Below are 18,943 nucleotides of genomic sequence, written 5' to 3'. Positions count from 1 at the left end.
AGAGCCTTTCCGATACCGACTGGCGTTCCCCGAGTTTTACGTATAACCTCACCCGTCAACCACTCACCCCGAAAGGCCCCGATGAGTCGCATCGCCCTGGTCACCCTCGTCGTCGACGACTATGACGAGGCGATCCGCTTCTACACCGAGGCCCTCGGATTCCGGCTCGTCGAGGACGCACCGCGCCCCGACGGCTCCCGGTGGGTGGTCGTCGGTCCCGGCACCGACGCCCACGGCACCGGCCTGCTGCTCGCCCGCGCCAAGGGCGAGGCGCAGCGCGACCGGGTCGGCGACCAGACGGGCGGACGGGTCGGCTTCTTCCTGCACACCGACGACTTCGCCCGCGACCACGCCCGTATGCTCGCCGCCGGCGTGACCTTCCTGGAGGAGCCGCGGCATGAGCCCTACGGCTCCGTCGCCGTCTTCCAGGACCTGTACGGAAACCGCTGGGACCTGCTCCAGCCCGCCGAGTAACCCACGCCCCCCAGAACCGCCTGTCGTAGAAAGCGCCCGCCATGACCGCTACGCGCGTAGACGCCGATGTGATCCGTCGCCTCCCCAAGGCCGTCCTGCACGACCACCTGGACGGTGGCCTGCGCCCCGCCACCGTGGTGGACCTCGCGGCCGCCGTCGGTCACACCCTGCCCACCACCGACCCCGACGAGCTGGCCGCCTGGTACTTCGAGGCCGCCAACTCCGGTGACCTGGTGCGTTACATAGCCACCTTCGAGCACACCCTGGCCGTCATGCAGACCCGCGAGGGCCTGCTGCGCGTCGCCGAGGAGTACGTGCTCGACCTGGCGGCCGACGGGGTCGTCTACGCGGAGGTGCGTTACGCGCCCGAGCTGAACACCCGCGGCGGGCTGGCGCTCAGCGAGGTCGTCGAGACCGTCCAGGAGGGTCTCGCGGCCGGCATGGCGAAGGCCGCTGCCGCCGGTACCCCCGTCCGGGTGGGCACCCTGCTGTGCGGCATGCGGATGTTCGACCGGGTCCGCGAGGCGGCCGATCTGGCCGTCGCGTTCCGGGACGCCGGCGTCGTCGGCTTCGACATCGCCGGCGCCGAGGACGGTTTCCCGCCCGCCGACCACCTCGACGCCTTCGAGCACCTGCGCCGCGAGAGCGTGCCCTTCACCATCCACGCCGGCGAGGCGCACGGACTGCCCAGCATCCACCAGGCCGTACAGGTGTGCGGCGCGCAGCGCATCGGCCACGGAGTGCGCCTCACCGAGGACATCGTCGACGGCAAGCTCGGCCGGCTCGCGGGCTGGGTGCGCGACCGCCGCATCGCGCTGGAGATGTGCCCGACCTCCAACCTCCAGACGGGTGCGGCCACCTCGATCGCCGAGCACCCGATCACGGCCCTGAAGGACCTGGGCTTCCGGGTCACCCTCAACACCGACAACCGACTGGTCTCGGGCACGACGATGACCCGGGAGATGTCCCTGCTGGTGGAGGAGGCGGGCTGGACGGCCGAGGACCTGCGCACCGTCACGGTCAACGCCGTCAAGAGCGCGTTCATCCCGTTCGACGAGCGCAAGGCCCTCATCGAGGACGTCGTCCTGCCGGGCTACGCAGCAGCGCTCTGAAGCAGCCCGCGCACATAGGCGGCCTGTCCGACGTGCTGCAGATCGTCGGACAGGACGCTGACCAGACGCACGCCCAGGGTGACCGGCGGCTCCCAGCGTTCGTCGACGACGCGGTCCAGGTCTCCCGAGGCCAGGTCACCGAGAACGGCCAGGGTCTGTTCGTGCACGGCGTCGTAATAGCCGGTCAGCAGCTCGCCGGAGTCGACCCGGACCTTGCCGACCCTCGTGGAGCTGTGCCCGTAGCCGGTGTCGTGGCGGGGCAGGTCCAGGCCGAAGCGCTTGAACCAGTCCTGGGTGAGCCAGACCTGCTCCAGCCCGAAGGCGTCGGCGACGTGGTCGTCCTGGACCCGGGTCAGATGCCAGACCAGCCAGCTGACGGAGTTGGCGTCGTGCGAGGGGCGGGCGTTGAGCTCGTCCGGGCCGAGCCCCTCGACGACGGAGTGGACTTCTTCCCGGATGCGGCCGTAGCCGTCGATGAGGATGTCCTTTGCATGCATGACTCCACCATCGCGCATCACACGCCGTCGTGTGTCGCCTGTTCCAGAAGCGCCATCAGTGCCCGCGCCGCCGGACTGGTCGCCTGGGCCGGCGGCAGCAGGGCCACCGTCTCGTAGACCGTCTCGCCCGTGCCCTTCACGGGCAGGGCGGTCAGCGCCTCCCGCTTGTGCCGGAAGTGCCGGGGGACGACGGCCACGCCGAGGTTCTCGTCCACCAGGTCCAGCAGACTGTGCACGTCGTTGACCTCCAGCGCCACCGTGCGCCGTACACCCGCCGCCGTGAAGGCCGCGTCGGTGGTGCGGCGCGGGCCCCAGTCGGGCTGGAAGTCGACGAACACCTCACAGCCCAGATCGTCCGGGGTCACCGCCGCGCCGTCCCTCGCCAGGCGGTGGCTGGGATGGCACAGCACGGTCATCGGCTCGGCCGTCAGCGACACCGAGCGCAGCTGGTCGGTGTCCGCCTGCGTACGGTAGGCGAACGCCAGGTCCAGCCGTCCCGCCGCGACCTCCTCGGCGAGTTCCACCGAGCCCGCCTGCCGCAGCCGGATCTCCACGTCCGGATGCCGGTGCCGGAACGCCGCCAGCAGCCGCGCCACGTGCACGCCCGCGATGCACTGCTCGGTCCCCACCGACAGCGTGCCCCGCAGCACTCCCTGCACGGCCGCGACCGCCTCGTGCGCCGCCCGCACCTGCGCCAGGATCCGCTCGGCCTCGCCCAGCAGCGCCCGCCCGGCCTCGGTGAGCGTCACCCTGCGGGTGGTGCGCACGAACAGCGGCGTCTGCAACTCCCGCTCCAGCGCCCGGATCGAGGCCGACAGCCCCGACTGGGAGACCATCAGCCGTTCGGCGGCCCGGGTGAAATGCTGGTCCTCGGCGACCGCGACGAAGTGCTGGAGATGGCGGAGTTCCATGATTGTGCAGCCTATCTGCTGAGTTCCATCGCATTCTCCTGTTGGACCACTGCCCCCAGGTCGCGAAAGATGGGGTACCGGTTTCCGGAACCGAGAAAGCCGTGTGCCAACCCCTCTGGAGTCGCGTTGTACACCGCACACCCCGACCGCTACGCGGACCTGCCCTACCGGCGCACCGGACGCAGCGGCCTCAAGCTCCCCGCGATCTCGCTCGGCCTGTGGCACAACTTCGGTCCCGACCGCCCGGTCGAGACCCAGCGGGCCATTCTGCGCCGCGCCTTCGACCTCGGCGTCACCCACTTCGACCTCGCCAACAACTACGGCCCGCCGCCCGGCGCCGCCGAGCTGGCCTTCGGCGAGGCCCTCAAGGACGACTTCGCGCGCTACCGCGACGAGCTGGTGATCTCCACCAAGGCCGGCTATCTGATGTGGCCCGGGCCGTACGGCGAGTGGGGCTCGCGCAAGTACCTGCTGTCCTCGCTGGACCAGAGCCTTGCCCGGATGGGCCTGGACTACGTCGACATCTTCTACTCGCACCGCCCCGACCCGGAGACTCCCCTGGAGGAGACGATGGGCGCCCTGCACTCCGCGGTGCAGCAGGGCAAGGCGCTCTACGTCGGCATCTCCAACTACTCCGCCGAGCAGACCCGGGAGGCCGCCCGCATCCTGGGCGAGCTGGGCACCCCGCTGCTGATCCACCAGCCGCGCTACTCGATGCTCGACCGCCGCCCCGAGGACGGCGGCCTGCTGGACGCGCTCGACGAGCTCCAGGTCGGCTCCATCGTCTTCTCCCCGCTGGAGCAGGGCTTGCTGTCCTCCCGCTACCTCGACGGCATCCCGGAGGACTCGCGGGCCGCCTCCGACAGCCCGTTCCTGCAGTCGGACGCGGTCACCGAGGACCTGGTGGCCAAGCTGCGTGCCCTGGACGAGATCGCCAAGGGCCGCGGACAGACCCTGGCCCAGCTGGCCCTCGCCTGGGTGCTGCGCGGCGGCCGGGTGACCTCCGCGCTGGTCGGCGCGAGCAGCCCGCAGCAGATCGAGGACAGCGTCGCGGCCACCCGCAACCTGGACTTCGACGCCGACGAACTGGCCCGCATCGACGCGATCGTCACGCCGTAAGACGCTCGTTGACCTCCCACAGGCGGGCCGCCGCCTCCGGATCGACGGCGCCCGGCAGCACGCCGGGCGTCCGCTCGCTCTCGTACCAGGCGGCCTCGGTCTCGGGCGTCACCAGCGGGCTGACGTCGCAGTTCTCGCAGTAGACCCCGCCGAGGCCGGCCAGCCGCGGGCTGGTCGCGCACCAGACGCCGGTGGCCGCGCCCTGCTGCACCGTCTTCCACTGGCGCTCGGGATCGATGACGGGACTGCCGTCCTCGTCGACCGTGCCGGACGCCCGGACGATCTCCGGGTCGAGGTGCTTGATCAGCCCGGTGTCGATGATGATGCCGGGGTGCACGGAGAAGGCCCGTACGCCCTCGGTGCGCCCGCGCCGGTCCAGCTCCACGGCGAACAGCGCGTTGGCCGTCTTCGACTGGCCGTAGGCGACGAACGGTTCGTAGGGCCGGCGCTGGAAGTGCAGGTCGTCGAAGTCGACGCCGCCGAAGCGGATGCCCCGGGAGGACACGGACACGACCCGTGCGCCGCCTGCCGCGACGAGCGCCGGCCACAGGCGCCGCACCAGCTGGAAGTGCCCCAGGTGGTTGGTCGCGAACTGCGCCTCGTAGCCGCGCGCGTCCCGGGTCAGGGGAGTCGCCATGATCCCGGCGCTGTTGACCAGGAGGTGCAGCGGCCGTCCGGAGGCCAGGAACTTCTCCGCGAAGGCGTCGATCGACGCCGGATCCAGCAGGTCCAGGTACTCGGTCTCGGCCCCGGGCACGTCCGTCAGCGCGGCCCGCGCCCGCTCGAGGTCACGCGCCGGTACGACGACCTGGGCGCCGGCGGAGCGCAGCACCCGGGCCGTCTCCAGGCCGATCCCCGAGTAGCCGCCGGTGACGATCGCGACCTTGCCGGTCAGGTCGATCCCCTTGATCACCTCCTCGGCGGTGGACGCGGCGCCGAAGCCGGAGCGGACGGGACGTTGTGCGGTGGTGGTCATGTCTGGCCCTCCTCGAAATGGACTGACCAGGCCACCGTAGGGACGCCGATTCGTACGATGAATACTTGAGAATCCGCATTACTTGCGTGATAGTTCGAGCATGACCGCGGATCCGCTCTCCGACGCCCTCGCCGTCGCCGACGCCCGCAGTGTGTTCTCCGGGGGGTTCCTCGCCGGAGGGCACTGGGCGATCCGGCTCGTGGGGCGCGACAAACTGAAGGTCAACGTCGTGGTGCGCGGGCGCTGCCTGCTGCTGCCGCCGGACGGCGGCGAGCCCCTGCCGCTGGTCGAGGGCGACATCGTGGTCTCCGACGGCAGACGACCGTATGTGCTGTGCAGCGGGCCCGGCATCGAGCCGATCAGCTCCGACCAGGTCGCGATGGACCCCGGAACCCGCATGGGGCGGCTCGGCGAGGGCGAGGACGTCGCCTGCGTCTCCGGGCACATCGACCTCAGCCGGGACAGCGGCGAGCTGCTGCGCCGGGCGCTGCCGGAGCTGATCCACGTGACGGCCGACGCGGCCGAGGCGCCCGTGCTGCGCTGGCTGGTCGGGCAGCTGATGGGGGAGATGAAGACGCGCCGGGCGGGCGGCGAGTTCGCCTCGGACCAGCTGGCCCAGCTGATGTTCGTGCAGGTGCTGCGGGTCTGCCTCGCCGAGGCCGGCGGGCTGCCGCCCGGCTGGCTGCGCGCTCTCGCCGACGAACGGCTCGCCCCGGCGCTGCGCCTGATGCACGCCGATCCGGGACACCCCTGGCAGCTTCAGGAGCTGGCTCGCGCCGCCGCGATGTCCCGCACCACCTTCGCCGTACGGTTCAAGGAGGCGGCCGGTGTGCCGCCCCTGACGTACCTGCTGAACTGGCGCATGAGTCTTGCCGCCCGCGCCCTGCGCCAGGACACGGCCCCCGTCGCCGCGCTCGCCCGCTCCGTCGGCTACACCTCCGAAAGCGCCTTCAGCAACGCCTTCAAACGCTCCATGGGCGTAGCCCCCCGCCGCTACCGGGACGCCGCCCGGGCCTAGAGCCGCTCCTCCAGGCGTACGGTCACCGTGTCGCCCTCCGTCTTGCCGATCGCCTTGCGGAGGTCGGCCTTGACCGGCAGTTTGTGGGTGCCGTCGCCCAGGGCCATGAAGGAGCCGCGGAAGGGATGTCCGTCGATCGTGCCGCGGACCTTGACGAGCCCGCGGGTGCCGAAGAAGTCGACGGACTTCGGCCAGACCAGATAGGTCCAGCCACCCTTGGCGGGGCTCTTGCGCAGGACGGCGGTGAACTGCTCGTCGAGTTTTCCGGTCGTCGCCATGGTGGTTCCTCCGCTCCCGGTGGTCGTGTACAGGAGACCGCCGGGAGCGGGGAAACTCATCTCCCGGGCCGCGTGCTCACGCCCCGGCCGGCACCCGGTCCAGAAAGCCGAGCACGGCGCGGATGCGGCCGTCCTCGTCCAGCGTGACCACGTCGAAGCCGGCCACCGGCGCCGAGCCGTCGGTCTCGTTGACCAGCTCCCAGGAGAAACGCGCCGTGTCGTGGTGGCCGTCGACCGGGCCGGCCGGGCGGAAGGCGAACCCGGGGAACTGCTCATGGGCCGCGGTGATCACGGCGGCGATCCCCTCGTGGCCGGTGACATCGGCCAGCGGGTCGGTGTAGGAACCGTTTGGGGTCCACGCGGCGGCGACCGCCTTTGCCAGCTCCTCCGGCTCGCCCGCGTTCCAGGCTTCGAAGTAGCGGGCGACGGCGTTTTCGTAACGGTCGGTGTTCGCGGACATGGCGATCAGCCTCCACAGAGGTAGTCGTTGCTGGTCAGAGCCCGGATCACGGTCTCGGCGACCCGGTACGACCACCCTGCCCGGCGCGGGGCGGTGAGTCGATTACCCCTCGGGTAATGAACCGACCCGCGCATTTCGGCCAACTGCCCGCGTGAATATGCCAGGAGACTGGCCGGAAAAGCATGGTGACACTGTTTCAGTAGTGAACATACTCAACAGTTGAGGGACTTCACGGCGAGCGAAGACGCCGTCACGTACCGCACATGAGCCGCACGAAAGCGAGGAAAGGCCGAGAGGCGAACGAGCAGCGGGGGAAATGACCATGCACGACGAGTTCTTATGCCACGTCACCGCGTACGGAGTCTGCGCCGGACAACGTATCGGCGTACCCCTGGGCACCTACCGTGCCCCCACCCTCGCCCTCGCGCTGTGGTGGCTGCGCGATCGCGCCATCTGGATCGCCGACCGTCTCGACCCGCAGCCCGAGGCCGAACACTTCCCGCCCGGCTCCCTGGTCCCGGTCGCCGAGACCGTGCCGGACGTGCCGACCGCGCTGCGCTGGTGGTGCGGTGACCTCTCCCAACAGGAGCTGGTCGCCGACGAGTTGGCCGCCGGGAGACTGGTGCGGGTCGCCATCTGCGACGAGACCACCGAGTACGAGCTGCTCGCCGAGTCCGTCGACGCACTGCGTATGCAGCGGGTCGTCCCGGCGCTGTTCATGCCCGTCGGCTGAGCTCCGGGGCCGCTCCTCGCGCCAGGCGCACATGTGGACGAATCGGTAGTATTTTCCGCATGGCAGAGCGGCCGGTCGCTCCGACAGCGCCTGAACTCGTGCTGGAGACCGAGACGGGCTCCACGGTGATGAGCCCGAGCCACGACTACCACGTGGGCCGCGACCCGTTGAGCGACATCGTGTTCGACGACGCGCGGGTCTCGTGGCACCACGCGGTGCTGCGGCCCGAGGACGGTCACTGGCTGGTCGAGGACGAGAACAGCACCAACGGCACCTTCGCCGACGGCCGCCGCGTCCACGAGTGGGGCGTCGGTCCGGGCAGCGTCATCCGCTTCGGCAACCCCTCCGACGGCCCCCGCGCCGTCCTGCTCGACTGCCCGCCACCGGTCGTCGAACGCCCCTCCGCGGTGTCGATGCCCGGCCTGACCGGCACCTTCCGCCAGCCCACCACCGTACGGCCGCTGCCCACCCGCACCCTGCGCATCGGCCGCGCCACCGACAACGACCTGGTCATCGACGACCTCAGCGTCTCCCGCCGGCACGCCGAACTGCGCGCCCTGCCCGACGGCAGCTACGAGATCGCCGACCTCGGCAGCCACAACGGCACGTACCTCAACGGCACGCCCGTCACCGTCGCACCGATCGGCCCCGGCGACATCGTCGGCATCGGCCACTCGGCGTTCAGCCTCGTCGGCGACACCCTGCAGGAGTACGTCGACACCGGCGAGGTCTCCCTCGACGTGCAGGACCTCGCAGTCGCCGTCGACCGGGGCCGCAAGACGCTGCTGGACCACGTCTCCTTCCCGGTGGGGGAGAAGTGCCTGCTCGCGGTCGTCGGCCCGAGCGGTGCCGGAAAGTCCACGCTGCTCAACGCGCTCACCGGGCAGCGGCCCGCCGACCACGGCACCGTCCTCTACGACGGCCGCGACCTCTACCGCGACTACGCCGAGCTGCGCCAGCGCATCGGCCTGGTCCCGCAGGACGACATCCTGCACGCCCAGCTCACCGTCCGCAGCGCCCTGTCCTACGCGGCCGAACTCCGCTTCCCGCAGGACACCGCGAAGGCGGAGCGCCGGGCCCGCGTCGACGAGGTCATCCGCGAGCTGGGCCTGGAGCAGCGCGCCCGCCAGCCCGTGCACAGTCTCTCCGGCGGCCAGCGCAAACGCGTCAGCGTCGCCTTGGAGCTGCTGACCAAGCCCTCCCTGCTCTTCCTCGACGAGCCGACCTCAGGTCTGGACCCCGGCATGGACCGCTCGGTGATGCACATGCTGCGCGGCCTCGCCGACGACGGACGCACGGTCATCGTCGTCACCCACAGCGTCCTCAGCCTCGACGTCTGCGACCGACTCCTGGTCCTCGCACCCGGCGGCAAGGTCGCCTACTACGGCCCGCCCGAGGACGCCCTCGCCTACTTCGGCTTCGAGCAGTGGCCGGAGGCCTTCGAGGCCTTCGAACGGGACGCCGACCGCGACTGGGCGGGCGACTTCCGCCTCTCGCCCTTCCACCGGCACTACGTCACCGAGGCCACCGCCCAGCCCCGGGTGCCCCGCTCCGGCCCGGTCGTCATCACCCCGCCCGCCCGACCCCGCAGCCGGGGCGCCCAGCTCGGCACCCTGGTGCGCCGCTACACCGCCGCGCTCAGCGCCGACCGCACCTTCCTCGCCATCATGATCGCCCTGCCGTTCGTGATGGGCGCCATGGCCCGCGCCCTGGCCGGCAGCAAACTCACCCATGACACGGCGATGAACGCCCTGCTCATCCTGTGCGTCGGCGGAGTCCTCACCGGCGCGGCCAACGCCGTGCGGGAGCTGGTGAAGGAGCGCACCATCTACCAGCGCGAACGCGCCGTGGGCCTGTCCAGATCGGCGTACCTGATGTCCAAGGTCGTCGTCCTCGGCACGGTCACCGTGCTGCAGGCCGTCGTGCTGACCCTCGTCGCCCTGCTCGGCGTCGATCTCAACGCGCCCGGCGGGAAAGGCGTGTTGATGCCGCCCCTGGTCGAAATCACCGTCGCGGTCGCCCTGCTGGCGTTCACGGCGATGATGCTCGGCCTGCTGGTCTCCGCGCTGGTGCGCAAGGAGGAGGTGACGATGCCGCTGCTGGTGCTGCTCGCCATCGTCCAGGTCGTCTTCTGCGGCGCCCTGTTGAAGCTGCACGGCGTACCGGGCCTGGAACAGCTGTCCTGGCTGGTGCCCTCACGCTGGGCGCTCGGCGCCATGGCCGGCACGATCGGGCTGTCCCGGATCGTGCCGGGCGAGCTGACCGCCGACCCGCTGTTCCGGCACTCGACCGGGGTGTGGCTGCTGAACATCGCCATGCTGGTCGTGCTGTCCGCCGTCTTCTGGTTCGCGGTGTCCCGGCTGCTGCGCCGGCACGAACCGGCCGTGATGCGGAAGTAGGGCCGCGATGACCACGCCCGGATTCCGGCCCACCCACGTCGTCCCCCAGCACGGCATGCCCTCCTGGGAGGCCCCCGACCCCGCCCGCCCCACGATGCCCCTCGACCCGTTGCTGCCCGTGCAGCTGTCGGAGCGGCGCGGCGACTGGGCGCACGTCCTGTGCGCCAACGGCTGGTCGGCCTGGGTGGACGGCCGCCTGCTGGTCGCCGTACCCCAGGACCCGCCGGTCGCCGGCGATCCCCGGGCCCGCACCGCGGACCCGCGCCCCCTGCTCGCCCGCGCCGAACAGGCCCTGGCCCACTACCGGGCCGCCGTCGAGGACCTCGCCGGCGGCATGGACGGGGAGTCCTTCCGCGGCCGTACGCGCGGGCTGCGCGTCGGGGTCGTCGTCGACGGCGAGTCCGTGTGGCTGTACGACACCGAGCAGGGCCGGTGGGTGTACGGCGACGGAGCGCGTCTGGCGCCGTACGCCACCGACGACGGACCCGGCGCGGCCGCGGCGGACGCCGGGCACGCCCCCACCCAGGTCGTGACGCCCGATGGCCCGTGACAGCCTGTTCTCGGGCCGCCCCTCCGAACTGGTCGGCACCAAGGTCGCCGACTACCGCATCGAGCGCGAGGTCGGGCGCGGTGGCATGGCCGTCGTCTACCGCGCCCGCGACCTGCGCCTGGACCGCACCGTCGCGCTCAAGCTGCTCGCCCCCGAGCTGGCCCGCAACGACACCTTCCGGCTCCGCTTCACCCACGAGTCCCGGGCGGCCGCCGCCATCGACCACCCGCACATCGTGCCGATCTACGAGGCGGGCGAGACGGACGGCGTCCTGTACATCGCGATGCGCTACGTCGAGGGCAGCGACCTGCGGCATGTCCTGGACCGCAGCGGCCCGCTGGCCCCCTCGGTCGTGGTCCGCATCGCCGCGCAGGTCGCCTCCGCGCTGGACGCGGCCCATGAACACGGGCTGGTCCACCGGGACGTGAAGCCCGGCAACATCCTGGTGGCCCGCGGCACCGACAGCGACCACCCGGAGCACAGCTACCTCACCGACTTCGGCCTGACGAAGAAGTCGCTGTCCCTGACCGGCTTCACGACCGTCGGCCAGTTCGTCGGCACCCTCGACTACGTGGCACCCGAGCAGATCTCCGGCCGCCCGGTCGACGGACGCTGCGACGTCTACGGTTTCGCCTGCGTCGTCTACGAGTCCCTCGCGGGTCACCCGCCCTTCCGCCGCGACGACGACATGGCCCTGCTGTGGGCCCACCAGTACGACCAGCCGCCTCCGCTGACGGAGTCCCGCCCCGACCTCGCCCCCCAGGTCGACCCGGTCTTCACCAAGGCCCTCGCCAAGCCGCCGGACGAGCGCCACGCCTCCTGCCTCGCCTTCGTCTCCGATCTGCGCGCGTCGCTGACCGGAGGCCCGGACACCAGCCATCCGGCGACGGCGGTGTACCTTCGGCAGGCCGGCCCGGGGGAGGAGCCCCCACCGGCGCCCCCACGCTGGGCCGACCCGGTGTTCGGGCGTCCGGGCCCGGGTTAGGCTCATAACTGATCGTTACCGACGAGGGGGGTCCGACGATGAGCGGCAGCGTGACGGCGGTCAGCAGCAACGGGGTGTACTCCTTCACCAAGCCGAACCGGGACAGCATCACGCTGCTCGCCGGTCTGGGGGTGGAGGGGGACGTGCACGCCGGGGTGACGGTCAAGCACCGGTCCAGGGTCGCGCAGGACCCCACGCAGCCCAACCTGCGCCAGGTGCATCTCATCCACGAGGAGCTCTTCGCCGAGGTCGGCGAGGCCGGGTTCAAGGTGGCGCCCGGCGAACTCGGCGAGAACATCACCACGCGCGGCATCGACCTGCTCGGCCTGCCGGTCGGCACCCTGCTGCGCATCGGCGACTCCGCCGTCCTGGAGGTCACCGGTCTGCGCAACCCCTGTCTGCAGATCGACAACTTCCAGGGCGGGCTGCTCAAGCAGGTCGTCGGCAGGGACGAGGCCGGCAAGGTCGTACGCAAGGCCGGGATCATGACCGTCGTGCGGGAAGGGGGCGTGGTGCGCCCCGACGACAGGATCGAGGCGGAACTCCCCAGCGGCCCGCACCGGCCCCTGGACAGGGTCTGACCACACGTCACACCCCTGCGGCGGCACCCCTCCGCCGTACCGGCCTCGCCAGCAGCGCGCCCAGGAACCCGGTCACCAGTCCCCACAGCACCGCCAGCCCCAGCGCGCTCCACACCTGGGGCGTGAGGAACAGGTCCCCGCCCAGACGCCCGCCCAGGTCGCCGATGCCCAGCACCGACAGGCCGTAGTGCGCGGAGATCCGGCCGACCAGGCAGATCATCCAGACCGTGAGCGCGAGGGCGACGGCCATGTGCAGGGCATGCTGCCAGGCGCGCGTCCGGGACGGGGAGCGGGCCGCCATCACGAAGGCCGCGCCCAGCAGCAGCACCGCGTCCACGACGACCAGCCACCACACCCGGCTGTCGTAGTCGGAGAGGGTGCTCAGGTTGAGCGTGGAGACGTCCTTGGTGCGCAGCACCTCGTCGAGGACGTGCGGCATGGGCAGCCCGAACGGCCCCTGCACCCTGCCGTGCCAGGTCGCGCCGAGGCCGAGGGTGAGGGTGAGCCAGGCCAGGTTCGGCATGCCCAGCAGGATCACCGCGAGGGTTTCCACGGCATGCCCGCGGGTCGCCGCAGTCACCAGGCCGATGACGACGCCGAGAGCGACGTAGACGAGGAGCAGGGCCACCATCGCGTACGCGGCCGGACGCACCGACTCCTGGAAACGCAGCAACCGGCCGGGCAGCGGCGCCCCGCGTGAGACCAGCAGGGCCAGCACCAGGACGCCCGCCAGCCACAGCAGGCCGAAGAGAAGCGTTTGCGGTACGTCGGTCTTGAAACCGACCTTCGGCGAGACGTCGAACAGGTCACCGACGTCGCTGAGCGTGCCGTTGCCGAGCGAGAGGGCGAAGGTCTGGCGGGCAGCGAAAGCCAGACCGAGCAGGGCGAGCAGCCACAGGACCGCGATCCGGGCCGCCCATCCAGCCAGTTCGGGCGCTCCGGTGACCGCCCGGTGCCGCAGCGGGCGCAGGAAGCCGGCGGCGAGCACGAGCGCACCCGTCAGCGTGACGGACAGCGGGATCACGGTCAGCCCGGCGGAGGACGAGGCGAGTCCGCCCGCGTCCCCGGACAGCTCGATCGTGCCGCCGACGGCCGTGACCACCGTCGCCGCCACCACCCGGGGAAACGCGCCCTGGGGAAGATCCGTCGCTCCGGCCGCCCACAACCCCAGGGCGGCCACGACCCCCATGGCGATCAGCGCGGCCAGCACCGCGGCCAGGGCCTGCACCCAGCCATGACGGGTCACGGTCTGCTCGGAGGAGGTTCGCAGGCTCACGCCTGCCACGCTAAGCAGCACCCGCCCACCCCGCCCGCCGGGAGGGCCGTCCGCGTCGGCTTGCGAGCTGCGCACGACAGATGCAGACAATAGGTATGTAGGTCATTTGAGCGGCTCAACTCGGGGCAAGCCGCTGGAAACCCGCAGGAAACCAACGTCGGGAAGAAGAGCTCGTGAGCGTCGAACCGCCGTCTTCCGGCCGCCCCACAGGACCGCCCTCGGGCCCGCTGTCGGGTCCCACCGAGCCACCGTCCGGTCCGCCCTCCGAGCCGCCGCCCGGCAGCAGCGGCGGCGCGCCCCCACCGGAACCCCAGCGTCCGTGGTGGAGGTCGGCACCGCGCGTCGCTCTGCTGACCACCGCGGTCGTCGCGGTCGTGGCCCTGGCGCTCGTGTTCACCCACTCGGGCGGAGGTGGCGGCGGCAAGAAGAGCGGCGAGGTCTTCCTGCAGGCGGCGGACAAGAGCGGCCCCGACCCGTTCACCCCGTCCAGCGCCAAGAGCAGCTCCACCACCCCGGTCTCACCCTCCCCGGCCACCCCCTCGGCACAGTCCAACGCGGTGCAGGGCGTGGACGGCGGCGCGCCAGGCCTCTACGGCGGCAGTCGCAACGTCTCCAGCTGCGACGTGGAACAGCAGATCAAGTACCTTCAGGCGACCCCGGCGAAGACCCGGGCCTTCGCCGGCGTCGAGGGCATCGCCCCCTCCCAGGTCCCCGCCTACCTGCGTTCGCTCACCCCGGTGCAGCTGCGCATGGACACCCGCGTCACCAACCACGGCTACCGCAACGGCACCGCCACCAACTACCAGGCCGTCCTTCAGGCGGGCACCGCCGTCATGGTCGACGGCCATGGCGTACCCCGCGTCCGCTGCGCCTGCGGCAACCCGCTCACCCAGCCCGTCGCCCAGCAGGGCGCGTTCAGGCAGACCGGCGACGCGTGGCCGTCGTACCGCGCCTCGAACACCGTCGTGGTCACGCCCGCACCGCAGATCATCAACGTCTTCGTGATCTACGACCCCCACCACAAGGCCTGGATCGGCCGGCACCGAGGAGACACGGGCCACCACGACCGGCCGGTCAAGCCGCCGATGCGGCCCTCGCCGTCGGTGAGCGTCACCACGCCCACGCCGTCGTCGCCGTGCGCCTCCTCTTCGGGCAAGAAGTCCCCCTGCCCGCCCAGCTCGAGCACCCCGTCCTCCCCGTCCTCCCCGTCCTCCTCGTCGCCGAGTTCCGAGTCGCCGTCGTCGGTGCCGCCCACGACGGCGCCGCCGCCCTCGGATTCCTCGTCGCTGGAACCGCCGGCGGCCTCGAGCTCACTGAGTTCCTTGTCGTCGGCGGGCACATCACCGGCGCTCTGAGTGGAAGCGGACACATCGGGCCGCGGCGGGGACTGCGAAGCGCGGCTCGGGGTACGAGCACTGGTGCAGCAGCGTCAGGCCGGTCCGGCTTCCGAGAGAGAAACGCATGAATGACCATGTGGGCGGAGCAGTGGTGGCAACTGGTTTCGATGTACCGGTGGAACCCCTCCGACGGGCGGCCCACTACACCGGCGAACCGGGGTGCATCGCCGAGGCCAGGGCCTTCGCCGCGCACTTCGTGGGCCGGCTGAGAACGGAGTGGTGCGCCGAGATCGGGTCACGCGCCGAGGAGGAGGTCCTGCTCGTGGTGAGCGAGCTGGTCACCAACGCCGACCGGCACAGCAACGGCCCCTACATCCTGGAGCTGGAGGGCACGGACACCTTCGTGACGGTGTGCGTGTGCGACAGCAGTGCGGCCCTGCCGCGCCGTTTTCCACGCGACCCCGAGCGGATCGGCCGGCACGGCCTGGAGATTGTCCACGCGCTCGCCAAGGGGATGACCGTCGAACGAGTGCCGGTGGGCAAGCGCGTGTCGGCCGTGGTGGCACTGAGCGCCGAGTGAGTGCGTCGGCTGACCGCTGCGAACCATCGCGGCGGTCAGCTCCCTTCGTGCGGGTACCTCAGGCGCAGCCGAGTTCGCCCAGCATGCCCTCGCGCAGCCGCGCGATGATCCGCTTGATGAGGCGGGACACATGCATCTGCGAGCAGCCGAGCCGCTCGCCGATCTCCGCCTGGGTGGCCTCCTCCACGAACCGCATGTGGATGATCTGCCGGTCGCGCTCGCCGAGCTCGGCCATGAGCGGGGCCAGCGAATGGAAGTCCTCGACGAGCCGCAGGCCGTCCTCCTCGACGCCGAGGAAGTCAGCCAGCACCGCCTCGCCGCCCTCCGGTCCGTCGCCGGTGAGCGCGGCGTCCAGGGAGGAGGAGTTGTACCCGTTGGCGGCGATCTGCGCCTCGACGACCTCGTTCTCGGAGATGTTCATGAGCGTGGCCAGCTCGGCGGTCGTGGGATCGCGGTCCAGCCGGCTCGCGAGCTCCTCGCGCGCCTTGGCGAGCTCCACGCGCAGTTCCTGCAGCCGCCGCGGCACGTGCACGGCCCAGGTGGTGTCGCGGAAGAACCGCTTGATCTCGCCGACGATGTACGGCAGCGCGAAGGACGTGAACTCCACCTCGCGGGACAGCTCGAACCGGTCGATCGCCTTGATCAGGCCGATCATGCCGGTCTGGACAAGGTCCTCCATGTCGTCGCCGCGCCCCCGGAACCGCCCGGCGGCGAACCGCACCAGCGACATGTTCATCTCGATGAGGGTGTTACGGGCGTACTGGTACTCGTGCGTACCCTCCTCCAGCTCCGCGAGCCGCTGGAAGAACTGCCGGGACAGTTCTCGCGCGTCGCGCGGTGCCACGGACCGGGGCTCGACGATGCCCGGAAGCGGCCCGTCACCCGTGCCGGTCCCGGCGGTCTCCGCTGTGACCTGCGCCTTCGACCGATTCACGGCGGTATTCATTTCCTCTCCCACGGAAGTCGGGGTCCGACGGTGTGTACTACCTCGGGTCCTCGGGATGCGAGTACCCCGGGTTCGGCGGACCATGCCCCCCGCGGATCCGGGTGGCGGAAAATATCACTCCGGGGTCCGGGCGGCCACGACGAGTTCGTGGAGATAACGCTTGGTGACGGTCCCGCCGAACCGGGTGTCGATCAGCTGCCGCAGAGACGTCAACAGGCCTTGGCGGGCCTTGGCGTCCAGTGCCCGGTGGCCCGAATAGGTCAGGAGCACGTCGATGTACTGGTCGGCGGTGTAGGTGATGTCCTGGGTGACGCGAACCGGCACCGGGGTCTCGAACAGGTCGGATCCGTTCAGCTGGGAGGTCTCCGCGAAGACGATCTCGGACGCCGGCTGCAGGCGCAGCCCGGGCGGGGTGGCCGGATCCCAGCGTTCGTAGCACTCCTGGGCCAGCCGGAAGAAGTCCTCGGTTCCGCCCGCGACGTGCTCGGTGAGGATCAGGGCCAGATGCCCGCCGGGCCGCAGCGCCCGTGCCGTCTTGACCAGCCTGACCGCCGGGTCGATCCAGTGGAACGCGGTGGCGCACACCACCAGGTCGAACGGCTCGTCCGGCAGCTCCCAGCGCTCGAAGTCCGCCACCCGCACGTCCACCCGGGGAAAGCCGCGCAGGCGTCGCCGGGCCACCTGTGCCATGGCGTCGCCGAGTTCCACCGCCGTGATGCGGCAGCCCGACTCGGCCAGCGGGAGGGTGAGTTGACCGGTGCCCGGACCGATCTCCAGGACGCGGCTGTCCGGGCCGAGGTCTGTGGCGCGCGTCAACTCCTCGACGAGGGAGGCCGGATAACGCGGCCGTGCCCGGTCGTACAGCTCGGCGACCTCGTTGAACGTCTCCCGCAGCACCTTCATCGCGCCCTCCGCTCCTGGGATTCCACCCAGGGCAGAATGCCGATCTCTTCCCATCGGGGCGAGCGAATTTAGTCTGAGGGGGTGAGCAGCCAAGCGCCGAACGAAGCCCGCGTCATTCCCCTGCACCGTCCGCAGGCCGAACGTCCCGCAGCCTCGCCGCCGCGCGAGGCGGCCCCCGCGGCGCCCGCGCCCCCCGCGCCCAGGGAGCCGCTCTGGCGTGACCTGGTCGGGGACGTCCTGCGGCGCGAGCGCCTCGCGCAGGAGCGCACCCTCAAGGACGTGGCGGACGCCGCCCGGATCTCCATGCCGTACCTCTCCGAGGTGGAGCGGGGCCGCAAGGAGGCCTCCTCCGAGGTCCTCGCGGCCGCCGCCCACGCCCTGGGTCTGGGCCTCGGCGACCTGCTGTCGCTGGCGCAGGGCGAGCTCACCCGGATCGGCAGTCGCCGGCACGGCCGGAGCGCGGCCGCGCCCACCTCGCCGTACAACGGACTGTGCCTGGCCGCCTGACCGGGGCAGCGGGCCGGCGCCTCAGACCGCCACCAGGCGCCGGCTCAGCACCTCGTCGGCCAGTCCGTAGGCGACCGCCTCCTGGGCGGTGAAGACCTTGTCGCGGTCCATGTCCGCGCGCAGGGTCGTGATGTCGTGGTGGGTGTGGCGCGCCAGCACCTCCTCGATCTGCGAGCGGATCCGCACCATTTCCTTGGCCTGCAGGGACAGATCGGAGACCGTGCCCTGCCGGCCGCCGCTGGCCGGCTGCCCCAGCAGCACCCGCGCGTGCTCCAGCACGAACCGCCGCCCCGGATCGCCGCCCGCCAGCAGGACGGCCGCCGTGGAGGCCGCCTGGCCGACGCAGAACGTCGAGATCGGCGCCTGGACGAAGGTCATCGTGTCGTAGATCGCCATCAGCGAAGTGACCGAGCCGCCCGGGGAGTTGATGTAGATCGCGATCTCGTGCTCGGGGGCCGCCGACTCCAGGTGCAGGAGTTGCGCGATGACGACGTTGGCGACGCCGTCGTCGATCTCGGTGCCGAGGAAGATGATCCGTTCCGACAGCAGCCGGCTGAACACGTCGGAGGAGCGCTCGCCGTGCGCGGTCCGCTCGACGACGTACGGAATCGTGTAGTTCCCCATGTCACAGCCCCATCCGTCGCTTGGAGGCGGCCGGGCGGACGTCCGCGAGGGAGTCCAGGACCCGGTCGACCATGCCGTACTCCCTGGCCTCCTCGGCCGTGAACCAGCGGTCGCGGTCGCCGTCCCGGGAGATGGTCTCCGGGCTCTGCCCGGTGTGCTCGGCGGTGATCCGCTCGATGGTCCGTTTGGTGTGCTCCAGGTTCTCCGCCTGGATCTCGATGTCGGCGGTGGTGCCGCCGATCCCGGCCGACGGCTGGTGCATCATGATCCGCGCGTTGGGCAGGGCGTACCGCTTGCCCGTCGCGCCGACGCTGAGCAGGAACTGGCCCATGCTGGCCGCGAAGCCCATGGCGAGCGTGGAGACGTCGTTCGGGATCAGCCGCATGGTGTCGTAGATGGCGAGACCGGCGTGGACCGAGCCGCCGGGGCTGTTGATGTAGAGGCTGATGTCGGTGCGCGGGTCCTCCGCGGACAGCAGGAGCAGCTGGGCGCAGACCCGGTTGGCGGAGATCTCGTCGACCTGGGTACCGAGGAAGACGATGCGCTGCCCGAGCAGTTGGGCGGCGAGATGGTCGTCGAAGCGGCTGGGCGGGGTGTCGCCCTCCTCGGCGCGGGGCGCGAGCGGGGTGAGTGGAGTCATCGGTTCTCCTGTCGAACGGTGATGCCGTCGCATCGTG

22 protein-coding genes are annotated in these 18,943 nt (G+C 71.2%); 12 read left to right on the top strand and 10 right to left on the bottom strand.

All coding sequences use genetic code 11. From position 1 onward, the window contains the following. Nucleotides 1-81: 81 nt before the first annotated feature. The gene (locus tag ABZZ74_RS12575) at nt 82-474 is read left to right on the top strand and encodes a VOC family protein (protein WP_356763963.1); all 393 of its coding nucleotides are present in this window, start codon (nt 82-84) and stop codon (nt 472-474) included. 41 nt (nt 475-515) lie between these two features. Beyond that, nucleotides 516-1,586, top strand: coding sequence for an adenosine deaminase (locus ABZZ74_RS12570; protein ID WP_356763961.1), 1,071 nt, complete (start codon nt 516-518; stop codon nt 1,584-1,586). On the opposite strand, the gene ABZZ74_RS12565 is transcribed toward ABZZ74_RS12570, so the two are convergent. Both ABZZ74_RS12565 and ABZZ74_RS12560 read right to left on the bottom strand, forming a co-directional pair. Next, the gene (locus tag ABZZ74_RS12565) at nt 1,568-2,083 is read right to left on the bottom strand and encodes a DUF664 domain-containing protein (protein ID WP_356763959.1); all 516 of its coding nucleotides are present in this window, start codon (nt 2,081-2,083) and stop codon (nt 1,568-1,570) included. The two genes, ABZZ74_RS12570 and ABZZ74_RS12565, sit on opposite strands and share 19 nt — an antisense overlap. Before the next feature lie 17 nt (nt 2,084-2,100). After that, nucleotides 2,101-2,994 carry a LysR substrate-binding domain-containing protein gene (locus tag ABZZ74_RS12560; protein ID WP_356763957.1) on the bottom strand — a complete coding sequence of 298 codons (894 nt, stop codon included), beginning with the start codon at nt 2,992-2,994 and terminating at the stop codon, nt 2,101-2,103. 126 nt (nt 2,995-3,120) lie between these two features. Between ABZZ74_RS12560 and mgrA the strand changes: the two genes are divergently transcribed. Beyond that, nucleotides 3,121-4,113 (top strand): L-glyceraldehyde 3-phosphate reductase, encoded by a 993-nt coding sequence (mgrA, locus tag ABZZ74_RS12555; protein WP_356763955.1) that lies wholly within the window; start codon nt 3,121-3,123, stop codon nt 4,111-4,113. Here the strand turns inward: mgrA and ABZZ74_RS12550 are convergent. Further along, nucleotides 4,103-5,089, bottom strand: coding sequence for an oxidoreductase (locus ABZZ74_RS12550; RefSeq protein ID WP_356763953.1), 987 nt, complete (start codon nt 5,087-5,089; stop codon nt 4,103-4,105). The two genes, mgrA and ABZZ74_RS12550, sit on opposite strands and share 11 nt — an antisense overlap. Before the next feature lie 100 nt (nt 5,090-5,189). Here ABZZ74_RS12550 and ABZZ74_RS12545 point away from each other — a divergent pair, with 100 nt between their 5' ends. Further along, entirely contained in the window at nt 5,190-6,107 is a 918-nt protein-coding gene (locus tag ABZZ74_RS12545) for an AraC family transcriptional regulator (RefSeq protein ID WP_356763951.1), read from the top strand. Here the strand turns inward: ABZZ74_RS12545 and ABZZ74_RS12540 are convergent. Continuing rightward, on the bottom strand, nt 6,104-6,385 hold the full coding sequence (locus ABZZ74_RS12540; RefSeq protein ID WP_356763949.1) for a DUF1905 domain-containing protein: 282 nt from the start codon (nt 6,383-6,385) through the stop codon (nt 6,104-6,106). The genes ABZZ74_RS12545 and ABZZ74_RS12540 overlap by 4 nt on opposite strands. 76 nt (nt 6,386-6,461) lie before the next feature. Then, nucleotides 6,462-6,845: a nuclear transport factor 2 family protein gene (locus ABZZ74_RS12535; protein ID WP_356763947.1), complete on the bottom strand. Its 384-nt coding sequence runs from the start codon at nt 6,843-6,845 to the stop codon at nt 6,462-6,464. 322 nt (nt 6,846-7,167) lie between these two features. Here ABZZ74_RS12535 and ABZZ74_RS12530 point away from each other — a divergent pair, with 322 nt between their 5' ends. The 5 genes from ABZZ74_RS12530 to ABZZ74_RS12510 are packed head-to-tail and all read left to right on the top strand — an operon-like array spanning nt 7,168 to nt 12,093. Next, entirely contained in the window at nt 7,168-7,578 is a 411-nt protein-coding gene (locus tag ABZZ74_RS12530; protein ID WP_356764166.1) for a hypothetical protein, read from the top strand. 59 nt (nt 7,579-7,637) lie between these two features. After that, entirely contained in the window at nt 7,638-9,977 is a 2,340-nt protein-coding gene (locus ABZZ74_RS12525; protein WP_356763945.1) for an FHA domain-containing protein, read from the top strand. A 7-nt stretch (nt 9,978-9,984) separates the two neighbouring features. Further along, nucleotides 9,985-10,527, top strand: a complete 543-nt coding sequence (locus tag ABZZ74_RS12520; RefSeq protein WP_356763943.1) for a hypothetical protein — start codon at nt 9,985-9,987, stop codon at nt 10,525-10,527. Next, complete coding sequence (locus ABZZ74_RS12515) at nt 10,517-11,512, top strand: serine/threonine-protein kinase (RefSeq protein ID WP_356763941.1); 996 nt, start codon at nt 10,517-10,519, stop codon at nt 11,510-11,512. Before ABZZ74_RS12520 ends, ABZZ74_RS12515 begins: the two co-directional genes overlap by 11 nt. Nucleotides 11,513-11,550: 38 nt before the next feature. Then, a complete protein-coding gene (locus tag ABZZ74_RS12510) occupies nt 11,551-12,093 on the top strand; it encodes an MOSC domain-containing protein (protein WP_356763939.1) in 543 nt (180 codons plus the stop codon). A gap of 7 nt (nt 12,094-12,100) precedes the next feature. Here ABZZ74_RS12510 and ABZZ74_RS12505 read toward each other — a convergent pair whose 3' ends face one another. Next, the gene (locus tag ABZZ74_RS12505) at nt 12,101-13,369 is read right to left on the bottom strand and encodes a streptophobe family protein (RefSeq protein ID WP_356763937.1); all 1,269 of its coding nucleotides are present in this window, start codon (nt 13,367-13,369) and stop codon (nt 12,101-12,103) included. Nucleotides 13,370-13,542: 173 nt separating this feature from the next. On the opposite strand from ABZZ74_RS12505, the gene ABZZ74_RS12500 reads away from it, so the two are divergent. Then, complete coding sequence (locus tag ABZZ74_RS12500) at nt 13,543-14,724, top strand: DUF6777 domain-containing protein (RefSeq protein ID WP_356763935.1); 1,182 nt, start codon at nt 13,543-13,545, stop codon at nt 14,722-14,724. A gap of 106 nt (nt 14,725-14,830) precedes the next feature. Continuing rightward, a complete protein-coding gene (locus ABZZ74_RS12495) occupies nt 14,831-15,286 on the top strand; it encodes an ATP-binding protein (RefSeq protein WP_356763933.1) in 456 nt (151 codons plus the stop codon). Between the two features lie 58 nt (nt 15,287-15,344). Here ABZZ74_RS12495 and ABZZ74_RS12490 read toward each other — a convergent pair whose 3' ends face one another. Next, nucleotides 15,345-16,232: an RNA polymerase sigma factor SigF gene (locus ABZZ74_RS12490; RefSeq protein ID WP_356763931.1), complete on the bottom strand. Its 888-nt coding sequence runs from the start codon at nt 16,230-16,232 to the stop codon at nt 15,345-15,347. Between the two features lie 114 nt (nt 16,233-16,346). Next, nucleotides 16,347-17,129 carry a class I SAM-dependent methyltransferase gene (locus ABZZ74_RS12485; protein WP_356764164.1) on the bottom strand — a complete coding sequence of 261 codons (783 nt, stop codon included), beginning with the start codon at nt 17,127-17,129 and terminating at the stop codon, nt 16,347-16,349. A gap of 87 nt (nt 17,130-17,216) precedes the next feature. Here ABZZ74_RS12485 and ABZZ74_RS12480 point away from each other — a divergent pair, with 87 nt between their 5' ends. After that, on the top strand, nt 17,217-17,642 hold the full coding sequence (locus ABZZ74_RS12480) for a helix-turn-helix transcriptional regulator (protein ID WP_356763929.1): 426 nt from the start codon (nt 17,217-17,219) through the stop codon (nt 17,640-17,642). A 21-nt stretch (nt 17,643-17,663) separates the two neighbouring features. Here the strand turns inward: ABZZ74_RS12480 and ABZZ74_RS12475 are convergent, their stop codons facing one another. Together ABZZ74_RS12475 and ABZZ74_RS12470 are read right to left on the bottom strand one after the other, a co-directional pair. Further along, a complete protein-coding gene (locus tag ABZZ74_RS12475; RefSeq protein WP_356763927.1) occupies nt 17,664-18,266 on the bottom strand; it encodes an ATP-dependent Clp protease proteolytic subunit in 603 nt (200 codons plus the stop codon). A gap of 1 nt (nt 18,267) precedes the next feature. After that, nucleotides 18,268-18,906 carry an ATP-dependent Clp protease proteolytic subunit gene (locus tag ABZZ74_RS12470; protein WP_356763925.1) on the bottom strand — a complete coding sequence of 213 codons (639 nt, stop codon included), beginning with the start codon at nt 18,904-18,906 and terminating at the stop codon, nt 18,268-18,270. Nucleotides 18,907-18,943: the final 37 nt, after the last annotated feature.

The sequence above is a fragment of the Streptomyces sp. NPDC006476 genome (assembly GCF_040612015.1).
Lineage (GTDB): Bacteria > Actinomycetota > Actinomycetes > Streptomycetales > Streptomycetaceae > Streptomyces > Streptomyces griseorubiginosus_B.
This window is presented reverse-complemented; position numbering and strand designations above follow the sequence as displayed.

What these genes read in the sequence shown, in the direction of transcription:
- ABZZ74_RS12490 (WP_356763931.1), bottom strand. Translation starts at nt 16,232, where the DNA reads ATGAATACCGCCGTGAATCGGTCGAAGGCGCAGGTCACAGCGGAGACC.
- ABZZ74_RS12530 (WP_356764166.1), top strand. Translation starts at nt 7,168, where the DNA reads ATGCACGACGAGTTCTTATGCCACGTCACCGCGTACGGAGTCTGCGCC.
- ABZZ74_RS12570 (WP_356763961.1), top strand. Translation starts at nt 516, where the DNA reads ATGACCGCTACGCGCGTAGACGCCGATGTGATCCGTCGCCTCCCCAAG.
- ABZZ74_RS12535 (WP_356763947.1), bottom strand. Translation starts at nt 6,845, where the DNA reads ATGTCCGCGAACACCGACCGTTACGAAAACGCCGTCGCCCGCTACTTC.
- ABZZ74_RS12575 (WP_356763963.1), top strand. Translation starts at nt 82, where the DNA reads ATGAGTCGCATCGCCCTGGTCACCCTCGTCGTCGACGACTATGACGAG.
- ABZZ74_RS12565 (WP_356763959.1), bottom strand. Translation starts at nt 2,083, where the DNA reads ATGCATGCAAAGGACATCCTCATCGACGGCTACGGCCGCATCCGGGAA.
- ABZZ74_RS12545 (WP_356763951.1), top strand. Translation starts at nt 5,190, where the DNA reads ATGACCGCGGATCCGCTCTCCGACGCCCTCGCCGTCGCCGACGCCCGC.
- ABZZ74_RS12550 (WP_356763953.1), bottom strand. Translation starts at nt 5,089, where the DNA reads ATGACCACCACCGCACAACGTCCCGTCCGCTCCGGCTTCGGCGCCGCG.
- ABZZ74_RS12515 (WP_356763941.1), top strand. Translation starts at nt 10,517, where the DNA reads ATGGCCCGTGACAGCCTGTTCTCGGGCCGCCCCTCCGAACTGGTCGGC.
- ABZZ74_RS12495 (WP_356763933.1), top strand. Translation starts at nt 14,831, where the DNA reads ATGAATGACCATGTGGGCGGAGCAGTGGTGGCAACTGGTTTCGATGTA.
- ABZZ74_RS12470 (WP_356763925.1), bottom strand. Translation starts at nt 18,906, where the DNA reads ATGACTCCACTCACCCCGCTCGCGCCCCGCGCCGAGGAGGGCGACACC.
- ABZZ74_RS12510 (WP_356763939.1), top strand. Translation starts at nt 11,551, where the DNA reads ATGAGCGGCAGCGTGACGGCGGTCAGCAGCAACGGGGTGTACTCCTTC.
- ABZZ74_RS12520 (WP_356763943.1), top strand. Translation starts at nt 9,985, where the DNA reads ATGACCACGCCCGGATTCCGGCCCACCCACGTCGTCCCCCAGCACGGC.
- ABZZ74_RS12540 (WP_356763949.1), bottom strand. Translation starts at nt 6,385, where the DNA reads ATGGCGACGACCGGAAAACTCGACGAGCAGTTCACCGCCGTCCTGCGC.
- ABZZ74_RS12525 (WP_356763945.1), top strand. Translation starts at nt 7,638, where the DNA reads ATGGCAGAGCGGCCGGTCGCTCCGACAGCGCCTGAACTCGTGCTGGAG.
- ABZZ74_RS12475 (WP_356763927.1), bottom strand. Translation starts at nt 18,266, where the DNA reads ATGGGGAACTACACGATTCCGTACGTCGTCGAGCGGACCGCGCACGGC.
- ABZZ74_RS12560 (WP_356763957.1), bottom strand. Translation starts at nt 2,994, where the DNA reads ATGGAACTCCGCCATCTCCAGCACTTCGTCGCGGTCGCCGAGGACCAG.